The organism is Streptomyces liangshanensis (genome assembly GCF_011694815.1).
Lineage (GTDB): Bacteria > Actinomycetota > Actinomycetes > Streptomycetales > Streptomycetaceae > Streptomyces > Streptomyces liangshanensis.
Genome location: NZ_CP050177.1, coordinates 2,046,527 through 2,064,988 on the forward strand (window position 1 = coordinate 2,046,527; position 18,462 = coordinate 2,064,988).

Consider the following 18,462-nt stretch of genomic DNA (forward strand, 5'->3'; position numbering starts at 1 on the left):
GCGCCCCGAATGCCCCTCTTTTTTGCGGTAGTTCACACGTCGGAGAGGGGAGCAAACGTGTCGGGTCACACTACCGCCAACCCCTGGGTCCCGGCGCAAGTAGGATCCCTGCCGCGGATGGAACCCGTCGCCACGGGGGCGCCGACAGAAACATTCCGTCCGGCGAGGGAATGGGTGAGCTGTGAGTCAGATCGTCGTCAAGCGCCCGCCGCGGGTCCTGCCGTCCGAGGTGCCCGGCGAACAGGTGCAGCTGCAACCGCCGCCCGAACTGCCGCGCGGGCAGCAGGAGGGCGCGCTGATGCAGCTGCTCCCGATGCTGGGCATGGGCGGCTCCGTCGTGTTCTTCTTCATCACGCCCAACCCGATCATGCGGATCATGGGCATGGTGATGATCGCGTCGACGGTGGCCATGGCGATCGCGATGCTGGTGCGCTACCGGCGCGGCACGCAGGGCCAACTCGCCGACATACGGCGCGACTACCTCAAGTACCTGACGCAGACGAGGCGTTCGGTGCTGCGGACGGCGCACCTCCAGCGGGACGCACAGTTCTATCTCCACCCGTCCCCCGAGCAGTTGTGGGCGCTGGTCGCCGAGGGCAGCCGGGTGTGGGAACGGCGGGTCGGTGACCACGACTTCGGGCAGGTACGGATCGGTCTGGGCAGCCAGGAGCTGGCCACGCCGCTGATCGCCCCCGAGACCGCGCCGGTCGACGAGCTGGAGCCGCTGACCGCGGGCGCCATGCAGCAGTTCCTCACGGCGCACAGCACCTTGGACGGCCTGCCGATGGCCGTCTCGCTGCGCGCCTTCTACCACGTGACGGTCGGCGGGGAGCCGGAGTCGGTGCGCTCCACCGCCCGCGCGATGGTCGCCTCGCTCGCGTCCCTCCACTCCCCCGAGGACCTGGTGGTCGCGTTCGCCACCGGGCGCGAGGAGGCCGCCGCGTGGGAGTGGGCGAAGTGGCTGCCGCACGTGCAGGCCGCCGGCACCACCGACGGCGCGGGCAGCCGCCGCCTCATCACCACGGACGCGTGGGAGCTGGAGGAACTCCTCGCCGGCCACCTGGAGGGCCGCCCGCGTTTCCAGCCCGGCGGCCAGCCCCTGCTGGACCAGCCGCACGTCGTGGTCGTCCTGGACGGCAGGACCGTACCGCCCACGTCCGCGCTCGCGGCGGCGGAGGGGCTCCAGGGCGTGACGGTGATCGAGGTCGTGCCCGGTGAGGTCACCGGGGCGCGGGGCAGCCTCGCGGTGGTCGTGCGCCCGGACGCGTTGCGCCTGGAGGTCGGGAACGGCCTGGTGTACGACGGGGAGCCGGACGTGTTCAGTGTGGCGGCGGCCGAGGCGCTGGCCCGGCAGCTCGCCCCGCTGCGGGTGGCCTCGGGCGGGGACGACGACGAACCGCTGCTGGCCAACCTGGACTTCACCGATCTGCTGAACCTGGGCGACGCGGCGTCCGTCGACGTCACCCGGACCTGGCGGCCGCGCTCGCAGGCGGAGCGGCTGCGGGTGCCGATCGGGGTCGGCGAGGACGGCAGTCCGGTGATGCTGGACCTGAAGGAGGCCGCGCAGGAGGGCATGGGCCCGCACGGGCTGTGTGTCGGCGCGACCGGTTCCGGCAAGTCCGAGCTGCTGCGCACGCTGGTGCTGGGGCTCGCCGTCACCCACTCCTCGGAGACCCTGAACTTCGTCCTGGCGGACTTCAAGGGCGGCGCGACCTTCGCGGGCATGTCGCAGATGCCGCACGTGGCGGCGGTGATCACCAACCTGGCGGACGACCTGACGCTGGTCGACCGCATGGGTGACTCGATCCGCGGGGAGCTCAACCGGCGCCAGGAGATGCTGCGCGACGCGGGGAACTACGCCAACATCCACGACTACGAGAAGGCGCGCGCCGCGGGCGCGCCCCTCCAGCCCATCCCCTCGCTCGTCCTGGTGATCGACGAGTTCAGCGAACTCCTCACCGCCATGCCGGACTTCATCGAGATGTTCGTGCAGATCGGCCGCATCGGGCGCTCCCTGGGCGTCCATCTCCTGCTGGCCTCGCAGCGGTTGGAGGAGGGCAGGCTGCGCGGCCTGGAGACGTACCTCTCGTACCGCGTCGGTCTGCGGACCTTCTCCGCCGCCGAGTCGCGGGCGGCGCTGGGGGTGCCGGACGCCTACCAGCTGCCGAACGTGCCGGGGTCGGGGTACCTGAAGTTCGGTACGGACGAGATGGTGCGCTTCAAGGCCGCGTACGTCTCCGGGGTGTACCGCACCGGCGCGCAGCGGGCCTCGGTGGCCGGCGGGCCGCTGCCGGTGGACCGCAGGCCGGTGCCGTTCACGGCGGCGCCTGTACCGGTGCGGTACGTGGAACCGGCGCCGGGGCCCGTCGTGCCGGAGGCGCGGGCGGCGGAGGACGACGCGCTCGCCGACTCCGTACTCGACGTGATCGTGCGGCGGTTGGAGGGGCGGGGCGCGGAGGCCCACCGGGTGTGGCTGCCGCCGCTGGACAACCCGCCGCCGCTGGACGAGCTGCTCCCCGGGCTCGCGGGGGTGCCGGACCGGGGTCTCACCCAGGCGGGGTACGAGGGGGCGGGGCGGCTCGTCGTCCCGCTCGGTGTGGTCGACAAGCCGTACGAGCAGCGGCGGGACACGCTCTACCGGGACTTCTCGGGGGCGGCGGGGCACATGCAGATCGTGGGCGGGCCGCAGTCGGGCAAGTCCACGCTGCTGCGCACCCTGATCTCGGCCTTCGCGCTGACGCACACTCCGCGCGAAGTGCAGTTCTACGGGCTGGACTTCGGTGGTGGCGGGCTGTCGTCGGTGGCCCGTCTGCCGCATGTCGGCGGGGTGGCCTCCCGGCTCGATCCCGAGCGGGTGCGGCGTACGGTCGCCGAGGTGTACGGCATCCTGACGCGCCGCGAGGAGTACTTCCGCGCGGCGGGGATCGACTCGATCGCGACCTTCCGGCGGATGCGGGCGCGGGGGGACATCTCGCCGACCGAGCAGCCGTGGGGCGACGTGTTCCTGGTGATCGACGGGTGGGGCAACTTCCGTTCGGACTACGAGGGTCTGGAGCAGGCGGTCCTGGACATGGCGGCGCGGGGCCTCGGGTACGGCATCCACGTCGTCCTGACGGCGTCCCGCACGATGGAGGTGCGCGCCAACCTCAAGGACCACCTGATGAACCGGCTGGAGCTGCGGCTCGGCGACACGATGGACTCGGAGCTGGACCGCAAGTCGGCCGTCAACGTGCCGGCGGGGGTGCCGGGGCGCGGTCTGACGCCGGAGAAGCTGCACTTCATGGCGGCGGTGCCGAGGATCGACGGCATCAACTCGGACAGCGACCTGTCGGAGGCCACGGCGGCCATGGCGCAGGAGGTCACCCGGCACTGGACCGCGCCGGGGGCCCCGGCGGTACGGCTGCTGCCGCGCGAGCTGGCGGCGGCGGAGCTGCCCGGGGGCGCCGAGCAGCCGGAGAAGGGGATCGCCTTCGGCATCGACGAGAACAACCTGGCGCCGGTCTTCGCCAACTTCGAACGCGACCCGTTCTTCCTGGTGTTCGGGGAGAGCGAGTCCGGCAAGTCGAACCTGCTGCGGCTGCTGATCAAGCAGTTGAGCGAGCGGTACGACGGCGACTCCTGCAAGCTCTTCGTCATCGACAACCGGCGCGGGCTGCTGGGGGTCACTCCGCCGAGCCATCTGGCGGAGTACGTGCCCATGTCCAACAACATGGAGCACCACGTCGACGCGCTGGTGAACCTGATGCAGCGCCGTACCCCGTCGCCCGACGTGACGGCGGAGGAGCTGCGCGAGCGCAGCTGGTGGCAGGGGCCGACGGTGTACGTGGTCGTGGACGACTACGACCTGGTGTCCACGTCGAGCGGCAACCCGCTGGCCAAGCTCACCGAACTGCTGCCGTTCGCACGGGACGTGGGGGTGCGCTTCATCATCGCCCGCAACACGGCGGGCGCGAGCCGGGCCGCGTACGAACCCTTCATGCAGCGGATGCAGGAGCTGGGCGCCCAGGGCGTCCTCCTCTCGGGCGACCCGAACGAGGGCGACGTCCTGGCCGGCGCCCGCCCCCGCCCGATGCCGACGGGCCGGGGCGTCTTCGTGTCCCGCCGACGGGGCAACCCCCTGGTACAGACGGGGCTGGTGGCGGAGGGGCCGGTGGGGTGAGCGGACTGTCCGGGTGCGGGAGCGGCCGGCGGTCGGCGGGGAAGCGGCACGAGACGTGGGGAGAATCTTGATGGCTTGGGACGAATGGGAACAGATCAAGGCCGACACGGCCCAGGAGCACTCGACGCGGATGCGGCTCAACCAGGTGCCTGTCGAACCCGGGGGTGGCCCGGTCCCCGAGGGCGACCTGAGGGTCGACCAGAAGGACCTCGCGGCGATCGGTGACGCGGCGTACCGGCTGTTCGGCGATCTCGACCGGTTCTCCGACCACGCCCGGGTCTCGTCGATGACGGCGGCGGGTGGCCTCAAGAGTGAGGGTTTCGCGCTCGGCGGGGCCTTGGACCACGTGGCCGAGCGCTGGGTCGACCAGGTCCGTACGCTGCTGGACGCCTGTGCGCACATCTCCAACCACCTCGACTACACCAAGGCGGCCCACGCCGGCGACGAGGTGTACATCGCCGGCACCCTCAGCAGCATCTCCGAGCTGGACAAGGGCTTCGACGAGCGAAAGGGGCAGTGATGGACCTCGACGCACTGCGCTTCGGGAACTTCTCCCCCCTGGGCGAGGCCATCACCGACTGGCGGCAGATGGTCACGAAACTGGAGGCACTGCGCAAGGACGCGCAGGAAAACCTCAAGGCCAAGGCGGACAAGGCCAACTGGGCCGGGGTCAACGCACAGGTCTCGCGTACGTTCATCGACAAGACCGCCGGTGAGTTCGCGGACGCACGCACCCAGGCCGACACCATCGCCAAGATCCTCGCGGACACGCACGGTGAGCTGGTCAGTTACCGGAACGAATTGAATCTCGCCATCGAACGCGGCCTGAAGAAGAACCTCACCGTGCTCGACACGGGCAACGGGTCCTTCACCGTGACGATGAACATCCACCCGGACCGGGCCGCGAAGGGCACCACCGTGCCCGAGCACGGGCAGCAGGACGTCGACGCCCTGCGGGACGAGGTCCAGCGCATCCTGGGCAAGGCCACCGAGAGCGACAACACGGCGGCGCAGGCGCTCCGCCTGATCGTCGACCAGGCCGATTACGGGTTCTCCGACGCCTCCTACGCGGACCGCGACTCGGCGGCCGCGGCCGTCAAGGCGGCCGACGACCTGGCCAAGATCCTCAAGAAGAACCCGCACGACGTCACCAACACCGAGCTGAACCAGCTCAACAGCACCTTGGCCACCTACAAGAACGACCCGCTCTTCGCCGAGAAGTTCGCCACGGACGTCGGTCCGAAGAGGATGCTGGAGTTCTACGCCGGTATCGCCGACCCGTACATGCCCTCGTACGACCCCGAGCGCGGTGAGCTGGCCAAGCAGTTCCAGAAGAACCTCGGCATCACTCTCGGGACCGCCACCCTCTCCGACAGCGACACCATGCAGGAGTGGGAGCGACAGATGGTGAAGCTCGGCCCCGACCCGCTCGGGATCGACGACGCCAATGATCCGCGCGGCTTCGCCGTCATGAGCAACCTGATGCGCTTCGGCGACTACGACGACCAGTTCCTCAACGACTACGGTGACAAGCTCGTCGCGTTCGACAAGGAACACAACGTCAAGGACCCGAACCCCTGGATCAACAACTGGAACCAGGGGGACCTGAACTACTGGGGCAAGAACGACCGCGGCCGCGACCCGATGACCGGGTTCCTGGAGGCACTCGGCCACAACCCGGACGCCTCGACGCAGTTCTTCGCCCAGCCCGGCGGCGCGGGCGACACCGTCGACAAGGACTCCGAGGTCAACGACCACCTCAAGTACCTCACGAAGGAGCGCATCTGGCTGTCGGACACCACACTCGACGGCGACCACAAGGTCGTCGCGGGGCGGGACTCACTGGGCCACGCGCTGGAGGCGGCGACCACGGGATACTCCTACGACGCCACCTCGGCCTCCGGCAAGGACCCCCTGACACCGGGCAACCTGGATCACCGAACGGCGGAGACGGCCGGGGTCATGGAGCAGGTCGCCTATCTGTACGGCGGCGAGGACGGCCCGAAGATGCTGCACGACCAGCCCGAACTGGCCGACAGTCTGGGCAAGATGGGCTCCGCGTACATCGACGACATCGACTACGGCCTGTCCGGCATCGGGGACCACGCGAAGGATGCCGGTGACTTTCCCGCCAGGTACGCGGGGCGTGCGGACTTCGGTAACCAGGGCGCCATCAATTTCCTGAGCGTCCTCGGGCAGAACGAGACCTCCCACGGCATCGTGACCGCGGGCCAGCACATCTACACGCTGAGCCTGCTGGACGCCAATCCACCCACGGACCAGGCCAGTTACGAGCACGGCAAGGACGCCTTGTTCATGGAGGCCGAGGCACGCGGGATCCTCGACCACGCACGTGTCCAACAGGCCGAGACGGACTTCGCGGGCGAGGCCGAGGAGGCGAACAAGTCGCTCGGCCGGTCGGCCGATTGGGGCAAGTTCGCGGCGGGAGCCATTGTGGGTGGCGGGATCGCCGCCATCCCCCTGCCCGGAACGACAGCTGTCGGGATCGTGGTCGCTCCCATCGCCGCCGACATGGCCGGTGAGGCACTGAACACCTTCATCGGGCAGGAAACCGACAAGGCCGTCGACAAGGCCGAGTCCGACTCCACGGCGAAGGCCCAGCTCACGAGCCAGCAGTTCTACCGCGCGGGCACCGACAACCTCGGGGACAGTTACGCGCAGTACTTCGACGACTCGGCCAAGTACAGCGGTCAGGCCGATTCGGACGACGTGGTGCGGGACCTCAAGACCACGTATCTCTCGACCGGCTCCGACGAGGACGACCTTCGCGGCCGTCCGCCATACAAGGACTGATGGATGTGCGTCATCTCAAGGCCGCCGACCCCCACCGGACCGTGCCGTTCCTGACCCTCCCGTCACGCAGTGTGCCGCGCCGGGGCCCGGTGGCGACGGCCGTCCTGGCCGCCTTGCTCGCGACGGCCGGCTGCTCCGACGGTTCCGACGACGATCAGGCTCCCCCGGGCGTCACGGCGGAGCGGATCTGTGACGGAGCCCTGGACGCGACAGCGGCCGAGGCGTTGAAGCACCTGGGCGGCACCGACCGGTTCACCGAACTCACCGGCACGACCGACGCGGGTCAGCCGAACGCGTTCTCCGTCGCACGGGCGGCGAAGCACCTCCACGACAACACCGGCCTGCGGAGCAGGTGCACGGTGTACAAGGCCGGGGACAAAAGCGGTCAGCCGCTGGTCGAGATGGACTTCAAGGCAGCGAGCACCGTCCCCGCTCGCCAGGCCGTGGAGAACGGCGCCCGGGACCTCACGTACTACCCCCTGGGCGTCCTGGCCTATGCCAAGGAAGAGAATTCCACCTCGCTGTACTTCCGATGCCCCACCAAGGGCACAGGGAGCGCCGCCGCCGAGACCCCGTACGTGAACGCGGGCCTCTTCAGCACCCCCGCCCAGATCGAAGGGGACCCGGCCGGCACATACCGGATGTCGGTGCTCAACTCCGTTTCGCGGCGGGTCGCCGACGAACTGGGGTGCGCGGGCGATGCGCGGTTGCCTGAACAGGTCCCCGCAGGAGAGGAGTCCGGGGTATGAGAACGCATCTGCGGAGGAGCGGTGTTGGCCTGGCCGCCGTGGCGGCCTGCATGGCAGCCGTCGTCGGCTGTTCGTCGGGTGGGGACGGGGCATCCGGGGGTGGTGGTGCGGGCGACGGCGGGCTGGACGGTGCGCTGCGTGCTGTGCCCGCTTCGGCGGGCGGCACCACGGTGATCTATGTGGACGTGCGCAGCGCACGGGATCTCGTGAAGAACGACAACAAGCTGTACGCGAACTTCGCCTCCTATCTGGTCCCCGAGTTCGACCAGTTCCGTCCTGAGAGCGGTGAATCCCTCAAGGACGTCTACGGGTTCGACGAGGGCGACCTGACCGCGACGCTCACCGTCGGGGACTCCGCCCAACGGCTCACCGGCGACTTCGACCCGGACGCCGTCAGCAAGGCGTTCGCCCGCCGCGACTACCGCGCCGAGAAGACCGACTACGGCGTCCACCTCCGGCCCGGGGAGGGGAGGGACGCCAAGGTCTCCGAGGACGCCGTGGTGTTCGGAGAGGCGGAGAACGTCCTCAGCCCCGCACCGGTGGGAGGGAAGACCGTCGCCGACGACCCCTCGTACCGAGCGGTGTCGGAGTGCCTCGGGGCGAAGGTCTACCAGGCGTCGTTCTTCGGGAAGGACAAGAACGCCGACGCCACACTCATCGCGATCGGCGGACAGATCAGCGAGGACGGCACGCCGACGGAGACGCTGTGCGTCGCCGCACGGTCGGAGGCGGCGGCGGGGAACCTGCGGAGCAAGCTCCGTGAGAAGACCGCCGCGGGCGAGCGGTACGCGGGGTCCGAGGTCGAGGTGACCGGAGCCAGCCTGCCCATCGTCTCCATGACCTGGAAGAACAGTGCGAAGAGCGGCATGCGGCCGGCGGACGAGCTGAAGATTCTCGACCTGCCGCTGCTCCTCAGGAAGTGAGGAGCGAGGCGGAGTGGGCGCCTCCCGCGTGTGCCCACTCCGCCTCGTGTTGCCGTGCCGTGCGAGCGGCTCGGACTAGTGGAAGTTCGAGGCGGCCTTCTGGTCGCCGGCCTTGTACGCCGGGGCCGCTTCCTGGACGGCTCGTGAGATCTGGAGCAGGGCCGTGTGGATGGCCATCGCGTCCTTGTCCCACTTGGCCTGGGCGCCGTTGTACGCCTCGCGGGCCTCGCCCTCCCACAGGTCGGACACCGAGCGAATCTTCGCCTGGATGGCCTTGAGGCTCTGGTCGAGCCGGTCCGCCTGGGTCTTGATGTCCCGGGCGGCGTCGTCGAGCCTCGTGTACGTGACGATCATCGTGCCGTCGTTCTGCGCCATGGAAGTCCTTCCTCCTGCTGCTGTTACTGGTTCCGTCGATCAGGTCGGCTGTCCGGTCGGGGGCAGCTGTCAGTAGCGGTTGAGGTTGGACGTCGCCTTCTCCGCGCCGGCGTCGCCCGAGTAACCGTCGACCACGTCCACCCCGCGCAGGGCCGCCTCGACCTCGTCGTCGGTGTTGCCGGCGATGGTGCGGGCCGCCTCGATGGCTTCCTGGAAGTTGAGCAGCAGGTTGCCGATGCCGACCATGTTGTTGTTGATCTGCGTCTGCTTCACGTTGAAGGCCCCGGCGCCGATGCCCGCCCAGTGGCCTTCGAGGCTGTCGATCGTCGCCTGGAGCCGGTGGAGCTGGCCCTTGACGTCGTCGAAGCTTTTGGTCAGTTCGCCCTGGAGCGACTTGAGCGCTACACCGTTTACCTTCTGGACTGCCATGCGATGGTTCCCTTCCTGGGGCTGGTTCTCGGTGGGGAGGTGTCCCACCGGTCGAGGGGACGTACGGTGTGTCGTCAGGCGGTACGGCGCCTGCGGAGCACGGCGAAGGTCCCTCCCGCGAGGACCACCACCACCGCGACGCCGCCGAGGATCAGGCCCAACTGCCCGCCGTCCGAGGTCTTCTCGGCCGAGCCTGCCACGACGGCTTCGGAGCCTGGGTTGCCCTTCTTGGGCGGGGACGAAGGTGATGCGGACGCGGAGGGGGAGACGACGGGGAAGACTTCGTCGACGAGGAGCTTGCGATCGGGACGGCCGGGGTTGCCCTTGCCGTTGACGACAACCTCGCGGGGGCGGATCAGCCCGTGGCCGAGGTAGGTGCTGAGGGTCTTCTTGCCCCAGTCCCGACCGGCTGTGTCGTAAAGAACGCGGAGTACTTGGTTCGCTGTCCAGTCGGGGTGCTGGGACCACACCAGCGCCGCTGAAGCGGAGACGAGCGCGGCGGCCGCGGTCGAGCCACCGCCGTCGTCGCAGTAGTTCTTGAACGTCGCGTCGCACCAGCGGGGAATGTCGGTTCCGGGAGCGGCGATGTCAACGTCGCCGCCGTGTTGGGAGAAGTCGGCCACACCACCCTTACGGTTCCCGGAGGCGACGCCCACGACCTCGGGGAACGCTGCCGGGTACTGCGCCTTGTTCCCCTCCTTCGCATTGTCACCGGTGCCGGCCACCAACAGCTTTCCCTTGCTCAGGGCGTACTCGAGTGCGGTGTGCTGCCCGAACATGTCCACGCCGATCACGTGCTCGTTGGCGATGGAGATGTTGATGATCTGGGCGTCGGTGTCCGCCGCAGCGCGGATGGCCTGCTTCAACGGATCGTTGATCTGGGGCAGTTCGTCGTGCTTGAGAAGGGGCAGCTTGATCGGGATGATCTTGGCGCCCGGCGCGAGGCCGCGCAGGCCGCCGCCCTTTCCCGTACCGGCGATCAGCTCGGCCGTGGTTGTTCCCTGGCCGTTCGTGTCGGCCGTGGAGCCGCTGCCGTCCTCGGTGGTGGCGTTCGCCCCCTTCAGGACCTGGCCCTTGAGCGACGGAGTGGACGGGTTGACGCCGGAATCGATGACCGCGACCTTGATCCCCTCACCCGTGGTGACCTTCCACATGGCCTCGGCGTGCATCGCGTCCAGGTACCACTGCTTGGAGCGCTCGTCCGCCGAGGCGCCCGGAGCCGTACCGGCGATGCCCAGGGTCCACGCGCTCAGCGCGGCCACCACGCAGAGCAGTTGCCGCCGCGCCGGACGGAACCTGCTGCCGCGCTTCGGGGAGGGGCTCATTCCTGCCGTCATCCTGACTCTCGAACCTTCCGTGGTGCCCGCTCCGGGCCTAGTCGATCACCGGCGGCGCGGCGGGACGCCGGCCGGCGGTCCATGTCTCTTCGTCCTCGACCAGGTAGTCGGGACGCGAAACGGCGTCGTCCTGCTCCTCGTCCTCCGGCCGCCTTCCGCCGGAACCGCGGACGAGGCCCGAGCCGCCCTGCGTGAAGCCCGCACCGGGGCGGCCACGCGAGGCGGCGCCGCGAGGCGTACCGACCACGCCGTTCGTACCGGCGGTGCCCCGCGCACCCGACCGGGGGGCCTTCGCCGGGTTCGCCCCGATGGCTCCCTGGCCGGCCCGTGCGCCGGTGGCGCGGCCCGAGGCCGCCCCTTCGCCGCCGATGACGTTCCCCCGGGGCATACGGGAGCCGGTGGATCCGGCGGCGCGCTGCGGGTTTCCGCCCACGATGCCGTTGCCACGGGCCGCACCGGCTCGTGAGCCTCCCGACGCTCCTCCGGTACCGGCCCCGGTGGCGCGACCACCCACAGGGTGACCGGCTCCGCCCGCGCGACCGGCCGGGCTCTGCCCCGTACCACTGGCACCTGGCCCTCCGGCCCGACTGGCTGGGCCGGTGCCGCCCTTGCCGAGGGATCCGGCGCTCTGGCCCACGGACTTGGCGTACCCCTGCGGACCCTTCGCCCCGGACCCGACTCGGGAGCCGAGGTTCGCCGGCCCACCGGCCGGGGGCGGTAGGGTCCCGCCACCGGTACCCGGTCCTCCTGTCGAGGAGGGGAGCGTCGACGTCTCGGGGAGGGTGGGCGTGGCGGGCGGTGCCACCACACTGTCGATCTCGACGGACGTCTCGCGCTCGGACACGGGGACGACCGGGCGGGCGGTGTCCAGCTCCCGCTGCGACCGGTCCGCGTTCCCGAGGGAGTCGGACCGGGTCGACACCGTCGAGACCCCGGACTCGTCCGACGGACCGTCTCCCAGGTCCCGCACGCTCTTGGCGCGGACCGAAGGACCCGCCTTGCTCGGCGGGGGCACGTTGGCCTTGAGGACCCGTTCGAACCTGGGTGGTTCCTGGGCGGCCAGCGTCTGTTCGGAGACCGCGTAGAACGACGCCAGGCGGTTCATCTGGTTGATGGCCTCCTGGCGGTCCTTCTCCACCCTCTTCGCGGCCTCGTACTCCGCGTTGCCCTCCACCTGCTTGACGGTCTCGATGTCCTCGACACGCTGCTTGCGCAGCCGGGTGTCGCGGGGCGGCATCGAATTGTGCACGGACGCCAGCCCGGTGCCGGCAGCGGTGATCTGCGTGGCGGCAACGTCCGCGAACGCACCCAGTCCGAGAGCGTGTTGGGCGAGATCACGGCCGAACGAGCGGAACTCGTCCCCCGCTTGACCCTTCCAGTCGACGTTCCCGACGTAGTCCTCGAGCTCCTTCGAGGCGGCGGTGAGCGCGTCCCTGGCGTCCCAGAGGGCTTGGCCCGCCGCCTCCAGGTCCGCCGGGTTGGCGGCCTTCACCAGGTCGATCATGTCGTTGAGGTCGTGACCCTCGAAGCTGGTCCTGGCGAAGGGGCCGGGGCCGCCGCCGGATCCGAAGAAACTGCTCATGATCGACGTCACCGTCTGGGTGACATCGATGACACCGAGCTGACCCTGGACCCGTGCCTCGTCCTGTTGGTGCTGTTCCTCGGGGGTGAGTTCTTCGGGCTTCCCGTCGGTCATTTCATCCCCAACCGTTGTCGTAGGTCGACTTGTCCGTCTCCCCGACCCCATGCTCGGTCTTCGTGCTCTGCTCCCGCTGAGTCTTCTGCTCCCGACCGATACGGTCCTGGATCGTCGCGAACCGCCGCCGCACGCTCTCCTCGACGTTGTCGAGCCCGACCTCCGCCGCGTGCACCCCGATGCTCAAGGTCTCGATCTGGTCCCCGAGCGTGCGCGACAGCGAGACCAGCGACTGGTGCACCCGGTTGTACTGGGCGTACAGCCCGTCCGCCTCCGAGAACGTCGCGTTGCTCCCGCTGAGCGAGGCCCTCGCGACGGTTTGCGCCGCCACCTTCTTGCCGCCGGCCGCCCCGCTCTCGAGGTCCGCCAGCAGATCGTTCACACGGCTCTGGAAGCGCTTGAGCGCGCCGACACCGCGTTCGAGGTCACTTCCGCCGGTCGAAGGCGTCCCGCCTCCTCCGGCGTCCGCAGGGACCACCATGCCTCGTTCCTCTCCCCGTTTACCGCAACTACCTCAGTCACCTCAGTGGTCTTACGTTGCGATCGTGGTGCCGCACACAACAACCGCACCTGTGCATCCCACTCTAGCGATCGCCTCCGACAGCCCCAAGGGCGTTGTTCACGGAGGGACTTCCTGTTACGGGTTCGGTGCACGCGCCGTGCAGCCGCCGCGCCCCCGCTGTGCACTCGCAACTCCGCACGCGCGCATACGCGTCAGGTGCGTCAGATGCTCGGGTGCGTCACGTACGACGGGTACGACGGCGCGCGTCGCGCAGTGCCACCGCGCCGCCCGCTATCGCCGCCACCAGCACTCCCGCGCCCACGAGCACGTAGGTGGCGAGGCGTGTCGTGCGTTCCTCGGGCGTCTCGCCGAGGTGGAACCGGGCCGCCGCGGGGGCCTCCACCGGGTCGGCGCCGCGGTCGGCGACCGGTCGGTCGAGGGGCTTGTCGTCCTCGGTCAGGGCGCGTACGGGGTCCACGACCCCCCAGCCCACCAGGCGGTCGTGGCCCGGGATGGAGCGTTCCGCGGTCTGTTCGATCTGGGCGACGATCTGTTCCTGTGTCCAGTCCGGGTGCTTGCCCTTGATGAGCGCGGCGACACCGGCGACGTACGGCGCGGAGAAACTCGTACCGTTGTCCGCGCAGTGCCCGCCGCCGGGGACGGTGGAGATCATGTCCACGCCGGGAGCGGCGACGCCGACGAACTCGCCGGACTGCGAGAAGGCCGCGCGTTCGTTGTTCCGGTCGGACGACGCCACCGCCAACACGCCTTCGTAGGAGGCCGGGTAGGTCTCTTTCACGTTCCCGCCGAGGCCGTCGTTGCCCGCCGAGGCGACCACGACGATCTCCTTGTCGAGGGCGGCCTCCACGGCCTGCTTCAACACCGGTGTGGGTTCGACGGCGTTGGCGGTGTCCTGGGAGATGTTGATGACGTCGGCGCGTTCCTGCACGGCGTGGCCGATGGCGACGGCGAGGGTCTCGGCGGTGCCGTGGCCGTCGGCGTCGTTCTGCTGGATGGGGATGATGGTGGCCCCGGGGGCGAGGCCGACGAAGCCGGTGCCTTCCCTCGGGCGGGCGGCGATGATCCCGGCGACCTTGGTGCCGTGGCCCACGGTGTCCGTGGTGCCGTTCTCCTTGCCGCGCTCGATCGTGCTGCCGAACTCGTCCTTGAGGCCCTTCTTCATGTCGTTGTGGCCGCTCTTGACGTCGACGGCGCGGGTGAGTTGGGGGTTCTTCACGTCGACGCCGGTGTCGATGACCGCGACCCGTACTCCCTTGCCCGTGGACTGCGACCACAGTTCGTCCAGCAGGACACGCTGCAACGACCAGGGCCGGCCCGCGTACGGCTTGCTGGGGAAGGTGCACTGGGTGTCGGTGGGGCCCTCGGCCGCGGCGGGCGACGCGGGCAGGGCGAGGAGGGCCGCCGCGGTGGTGGCCAGGGTGAGGGCCAGGGTGGCGGCCGTGGTGGCGAGGATCCGGCGGCCTGCCGTGTGCGCCCTATGTTCCACGCTGCCCGTCACGCTCCCTCTCCCGTTCCCCGTCACATTCACGCACGCGCTCAGGCCCGTGCCCACGCCCGCGCCCCCGTTCACGCCCGCGCTCACGAGCCCTGGATCTGCCGGGCCGCCGCCGTCGACAGCCGCGGCCCCGTCGGCAGGAACGTGGCCCACGCGGCCGGGACCGGCGCCGGGTTCACGTCCTTGTAGCCGAGGCGGTTCTGCGCCTGCTGGGCCTCCTGGAGCCGCGCCTGGCGCTCCTGGGCCGTACCCGCCCCGATGCCGGGCCGGTCGCCGGCGCTGTCGCCGTTGGACTGCATGCCGTACCGCAGGCCCGTGTCGGTGACGAGGAAGACGAAGCCCGACGCGGTCGACGAACCCTGGAACTGGCGGAACAACTGGCCCGATCCCGGGGTGACATACGCGCTGGAGCCGGTCGGCAGGGACTTCGGGAAGTCGGTGCCCGCCCAGGTGCTCAGCGTCGTGGAGCCGTTGGCGCCGTCCACGTCCCGCAGCACACTGCACACGGTGTTACGGCTGCCGGCGTCGGTGCCCGCCTCGTTGACCGGGGTGGGGGCGCTCTGCGGCCAGTCCTTGTCCTGGCCGAAGGGCGCGCCGGGCTCGATGGCGCCGGGGCTGACCGAGGTGGCCCTGCCCGCCTGGCCGACCTTCACCAGTTCCTTGCTGCTGAGCAGCAGCTTCGCCGTGAAGTCCGTGATCGGCGCGACCCGGCCGGGCAGCACCACGTATTGCTGGTTCTTGGAGTTGACGGGGGCGACGAGGATCATGCCGACCTTGTTCGCCTCCTTCGGCAGCAGTTCGCCGGGAGCGTTCGCGTCGGCGCCCGGCACGCCGTCGATCGACGGGAAGTCGATGGTGCCGCCCTGGTGCAGGGTCTCCAGCCAGGCGGCCGTGACGCGCTGCGGCTTGCGGTCGGCGCCCACGACCTGGCGCAGGAGCAGTTCGTCCTTCTTCACCCGGTACGCCTTGCCGTCGGCGTCCACGACGTACTGGACCTCGTCCGGGCTCTCGACGTAGAGGAGTTCACCGCCGTGCAGCCGATTCGCCCCTTCGGTCCTGCCCTGTTCGCGCTGGGCGAGGACGAACGCGGCCTTCTGGATGGCCCGGCCGCCCGCGCTCGGCCGTTCGCAGACCGCCCAGCGCTTCGCCGCCCCGGCCTCCTTGGCGTCGGGGAGCCGGTCGGGCGCGTAGGGGATGCCGACGGTCGGGCCGTGGGCCAGGTCGCTCCGGTCGATGACCGACTCGCTGACGTTGATGACCTTGCCCTTGTCGGGGTCGAGCAGGAGCTTGGCGGAGGCCATGTTCAGCACGGGGTGCAGCTGACTCGTCTTCCCGGTCCGCAACACCACATAGCGGGTGGTGGACTTGCTGGCGATGATGACGTTCTCGTTCACCGCGGCCCACCCCTTGGGCGCCACGGGCTTGAACATCCCCCACGCGCCGAAGGCCGCGAGGATCACGACGCCGACGATGACACCGGGCAGCACCGCCCGCAGGGGACGGGGCGCGCCCTCTTCCGAACCGGTCGAGTTCGGCTGCACGAACTGCGCGACCAGCCTTCGTTTCGCGAAGGTGTAGGCGTTGAGTTCGTCCCGTCGTGATGCCATCTGTCCGCTGTCCCTCTTCCCCCACTGAGCGACCGGGTTCCCTCGTGCGCCGGAAGGACCTGTGTGTCGCGCCGGCCCCCTACTATGCATGCTGACGCCGACGTCCGACCGCTCAGGTAGGGTGATCGACCGGTCAACGCCCATGGGTGGATGGCAGTTACGGCGCAAGGGGGCACGGCGGCGATGAGTACGGCGACGCGCGAGCGCGACGGACGGAGCACCGCGCGGGTACCCGCTCCCGCCGGCCGGCGGCGCGGCAGGCGCGCGGAGGCGGGCGCCGCGAGCGCATCGCCCGGTGTCGCCCCCGCGAGGACGACGCTGCGCTCCCGGCCCCGGGCCGGCCACCTCGGGCCTTTCCAGCTGCGGCAGTTGGTGCTGGTGGAGGTCGCCCTCGCGCTGACGGGGATCGGCCTCGCGCTCGGCGGCCTCTGGCTCGTCCCGGCCGTAACCGTGGCGAGTGTGCTGGTGCTGGTCGCCGTGGCGCGCCGCCGGGGCCATGCCGTACAGGACTGGCTGTCGACGGCCCGCGCGCTGCGTGCGCGGAACCGGCCCGCCGAGCCGTGCGGCCCCGACGTCGACCCCGCGCTCGCGCCCGTCGTGGAGAGTGTGCCGGGATTCCGTCCCTTCACCTATGTCGACCGGAACCGCCGGACGGTCGGGATGCTCGGCGACGGGACGTTCCTGACCGTGGTGGTACGGGTGGAGGCCAGCGGCGACGGGCTGCGCCCGGTGTTCGGCGCGCGGTCCCTGCCGCTCACCCTGCTGGCCGACGCCCTCACGGTCGACGACATCACCGTGGAATCGGTGCAGTTGGTGCAGCAGGTGCGTTCGGCGCCCGCGCCGCACCTGCCCCAGCAGGCGGTGGCCCGGCTGTCGTACGCGCCTCTCCAGGAGCAGACCGGCGCGCCCGCGCTGCGGCTCAGCTGGGTGGCGGTCAAGCTGGACCCCGAGCTGTGCCGGGAGGCCGTGGACGCGCGCGGAGGCGGCGTCGAAGGGGCCCAGCGGTGCCTGGTACGGGTGGCGGACCACGTCGCCAGCCGGATCACCGGGGCCGGGTTCCGGGCCGTCGTCCTGGACCAGGAGGAGCTCAACTCCGCGATGGCGACCTCCGCGTGCGCCAGCCCCGCGCTGTCGGCCCGCGCCGGTCGGCCGGACGCGGCGGCACGGCGCCGTACCGCGGAGACCGCCCGCGTCTGGCGGTGCGACGACCGCTGGCACACCACCTACGCCGTGGGCCGCTGGCCCGAGTTGGGGCGCGGGGCGACTCCGCTGCCCAAGCTGGTGGCACTGCTGACCTCGGCCCCCGCGTTCGCCACCACGTTCAGTGTCACCCTGCGCCCCGGCGCGCACCGCGGGACGATGTCGATCGGCGGGCACGTACGGATCACCGGTGGCTCGGACACCGAACTGGTGCGCGTGCGGCGGACGTTGGAGCAGGCCGCACGGCACGCGAAGGTCGGTCTGGTACGGCTGGACCGCGAGCAGCTGCCCGGGGTGCTGGCCACCCTGCCGCTGGGAGGCGCGCGATGAGAGCGGGCAACGGTACGAAGCGGGGCCTGCGGGGGCTGCGCGGCCCGCACCACGCGGGACACACCATCGCGCTGGACCACCTCGGCGCGCTGTCGCTGCCCGTCGGGGACGACGGGGTGGTGATCGGCGACGACGCCGAGGGGCGCCCGCAGATGGTGGGCTTCCACCGCTCGACCCCGTACGACGTGCTGCTGGTCGGGGGCCTGTGGACGGCCCAGGTGCTGGCGCTGCGCGCGGCGGGCACCGGCGCGCGGGTCGCGGTCGAGACGGGGCGCGCCCAGGCGTGGACGCTGCTGGCGCAGGCCGCGGGCGCGGGCCTGGACTGCATCACCCTGCACGAGGTGGGCCGGGTGCCGCCCATGGGCGCGTCGGTCGGCAGTCCGGTGGTGGTGATCAGGGACTGCGGGATGCGCCCGCCGCGCGGCCGGGTGGTGTCGTCGCCGTGGCAGTCGGTGATGACCCTGCTGCCGTACATGAGCCCGGTGGCACCGCGGTTGATGCGGGGCTCGACGCTCGTGGGCGTGCAGCGGGTCTCGCCGCAGGAGGCCGAACAGGTCGGCCGGATCCTGGGGTTGTCGAGCGCCGAGAGCGACGCGCTGCCCACGCTGGCTGACGGCGTCACGCTCTGGTGCGCGGGGCGTGAGCACCACTGGGTGATGACCAGTGCGACGGACGCGGAGACGGGGCTGCTGGGCGTGGCCCGCCGGATGGACTGACCGGGGTCCGGGCGCGTCGCGGCCCGGACGACCGTTCTTCCTACCCGGCCGGTACGCGCTGTAATCGCGCCGTCGCGGAGTCTTACCGGGCCGTCCTAAGATGCCGGAA

At 70.6% G+C, this 18,462-nt stretch carries 14 protein-coding genes; 7 read left to right on the forward strand and 7 right to left on the reverse strand.

From position 1 onward, the window contains the following. Positions 1-181: 181 nt before the first annotated feature. The 5 genes from eccCa (at position 182) to HA039_RS08620 (ending at position 8,645) form a co-directional block, all read left to right on the forward strand. Positions 182-4,159 (forward strand): type VII secretion protein EccCa, encoded by a 3,978-nt coding sequence (gene eccCa / locus HA039_RS08600; protein ID WP_167026218.1) that lies wholly within the window; start codon positions 182-184, stop codon positions 4,157-4,159. Between the two features lie 70 nt (positions 4,160-4,229). Continuing rightward, positions 4,230-4,679 (forward strand): hypothetical protein, encoded by a 450-nt coding sequence (locus tag HA039_RS08605; RefSeq protein WP_167026221.1) that lies wholly within the window; start codon positions 4,230-4,232, stop codon positions 4,677-4,679. Further along, a complete protein-coding gene (locus HA039_RS08610) occupies positions 4,679-6,973 on the forward strand; it encodes a DUF6571 family protein (RefSeq protein WP_167026224.1) in 2,295 nt (764 codons plus the stop codon). The genes HA039_RS08605 and HA039_RS08610 overlap by 1 nt, the downstream gene beginning before the upstream one ends. Beyond that, on the forward strand, positions 6,973-7,722 hold the full coding sequence (locus HA039_RS08615) for a hypothetical protein (protein ID WP_167026227.1): 750 nt from the start codon (positions 6,973-6,975) through the stop codon (positions 7,720-7,722). The genes HA039_RS08610 and HA039_RS08615 overlap by 1 nt, the downstream gene beginning before the upstream one ends. Continuing rightward, positions 7,719-8,645 carry a hypothetical protein gene (locus HA039_RS08620; RefSeq protein ID WP_167026230.1) on the forward strand — a complete coding sequence of 309 codons (927 nt, stop codon included), beginning with the start codon at positions 7,719-7,721 and terminating at the stop codon, positions 8,643-8,645. Before HA039_RS08615 ends, HA039_RS08620 begins: the two co-directional genes overlap by 4 nt. Before the next feature lie 75 nt (positions 8,646-8,720). On the opposite strand, the gene HA039_RS08625 is transcribed toward HA039_RS08620, so the two are convergent. The 7 genes from HA039_RS08625 to eccB all read right to left on the reverse strand — a co-directional run bounded on the left by HA039_RS08625 (position 8,721) and on the right by eccB (position 16,107). After that, positions 8,721-9,020, reverse strand: coding sequence for a WXG100 family type VII secretion target (locus HA039_RS08625; protein WP_167026233.1), 300 nt, complete (start codon positions 9,018-9,020; stop codon positions 8,721-8,723). Between the two features lie 69 nt (positions 9,021-9,089). Then, positions 9,090-9,449 (reverse strand): WXG100 family type VII secretion target, encoded by a 360-nt coding sequence (locus HA039_RS08630; RefSeq protein WP_167026236.1) that lies wholly within the window; start codon positions 9,447-9,449, stop codon positions 9,090-9,092. Between the two features lie 74 nt (positions 9,450-9,523). After that, the gene (locus HA039_RS08635; RefSeq protein WP_243869287.1) at positions 9,524-10,774 is read right to left on the reverse strand and encodes a S8 family serine peptidase; all 1,251 of its coding nucleotides are present in this window, start codon (positions 10,772-10,774) and stop codon (positions 9,524-9,526) included. A gap of 49 nt (positions 10,775-10,823) precedes the next feature. Further along, positions 10,824-12,482 (reverse strand): hypothetical protein, encoded by a 1,659-nt coding sequence (locus HA039_RS08640; protein ID WP_167026242.1) that lies wholly within the window; start codon positions 12,480-12,482, stop codon positions 10,824-10,826. A gap of 1 nt (position 12,483) precedes the next feature. Next, complete coding sequence (locus HA039_RS08645; RefSeq protein WP_167026245.1) at positions 12,484-12,963, reverse strand: hypothetical protein; 480 nt, start codon at positions 12,961-12,963, stop codon at positions 12,484-12,486. Positions 12,964-13,222: 259 nt separating this feature from the next. After that, complete coding sequence (mycP, locus tag HA039_RS08650; protein ID WP_425086321.1) at positions 13,223-14,503, reverse strand: type VII secretion-associated serine protease mycosin; 1,281 nt, start codon at positions 14,501-14,503, stop codon at positions 13,223-13,225. A gap of 80 nt (positions 14,504-14,583) precedes the next feature. Continuing rightward, complete coding sequence (gene eccB, locus HA039_RS08655; RefSeq protein WP_167026248.1) at positions 14,584-16,107, reverse strand: type VII secretion protein EccB; 1,524 nt, start codon at positions 16,105-16,107, stop codon at positions 14,584-14,586. 183 nt (positions 16,108-16,290) lie between these two features. Between eccB and eccE the strand changes: the two genes are divergently transcribed. Both eccE and HA039_RS08665 read left to right on the forward strand, forming a co-directional pair. Further along, entirely contained in the window at positions 16,291-17,637 is a 1,347-nt protein-coding gene (eccE, locus tag HA039_RS08660; RefSeq protein WP_208298570.1) for a type VII secretion protein EccE, read from the forward strand. Further along, a complete protein-coding gene (locus HA039_RS08665) occupies positions 17,634-18,353 on the forward strand; it encodes a hypothetical protein (protein ID WP_167026252.1) in 720 nt (239 codons plus the stop codon). The genes eccE and HA039_RS08665 overlap by 4 nt, the downstream gene beginning before the upstream one ends. Positions 18,354-18,462: the final 109 nt, after the last annotated feature.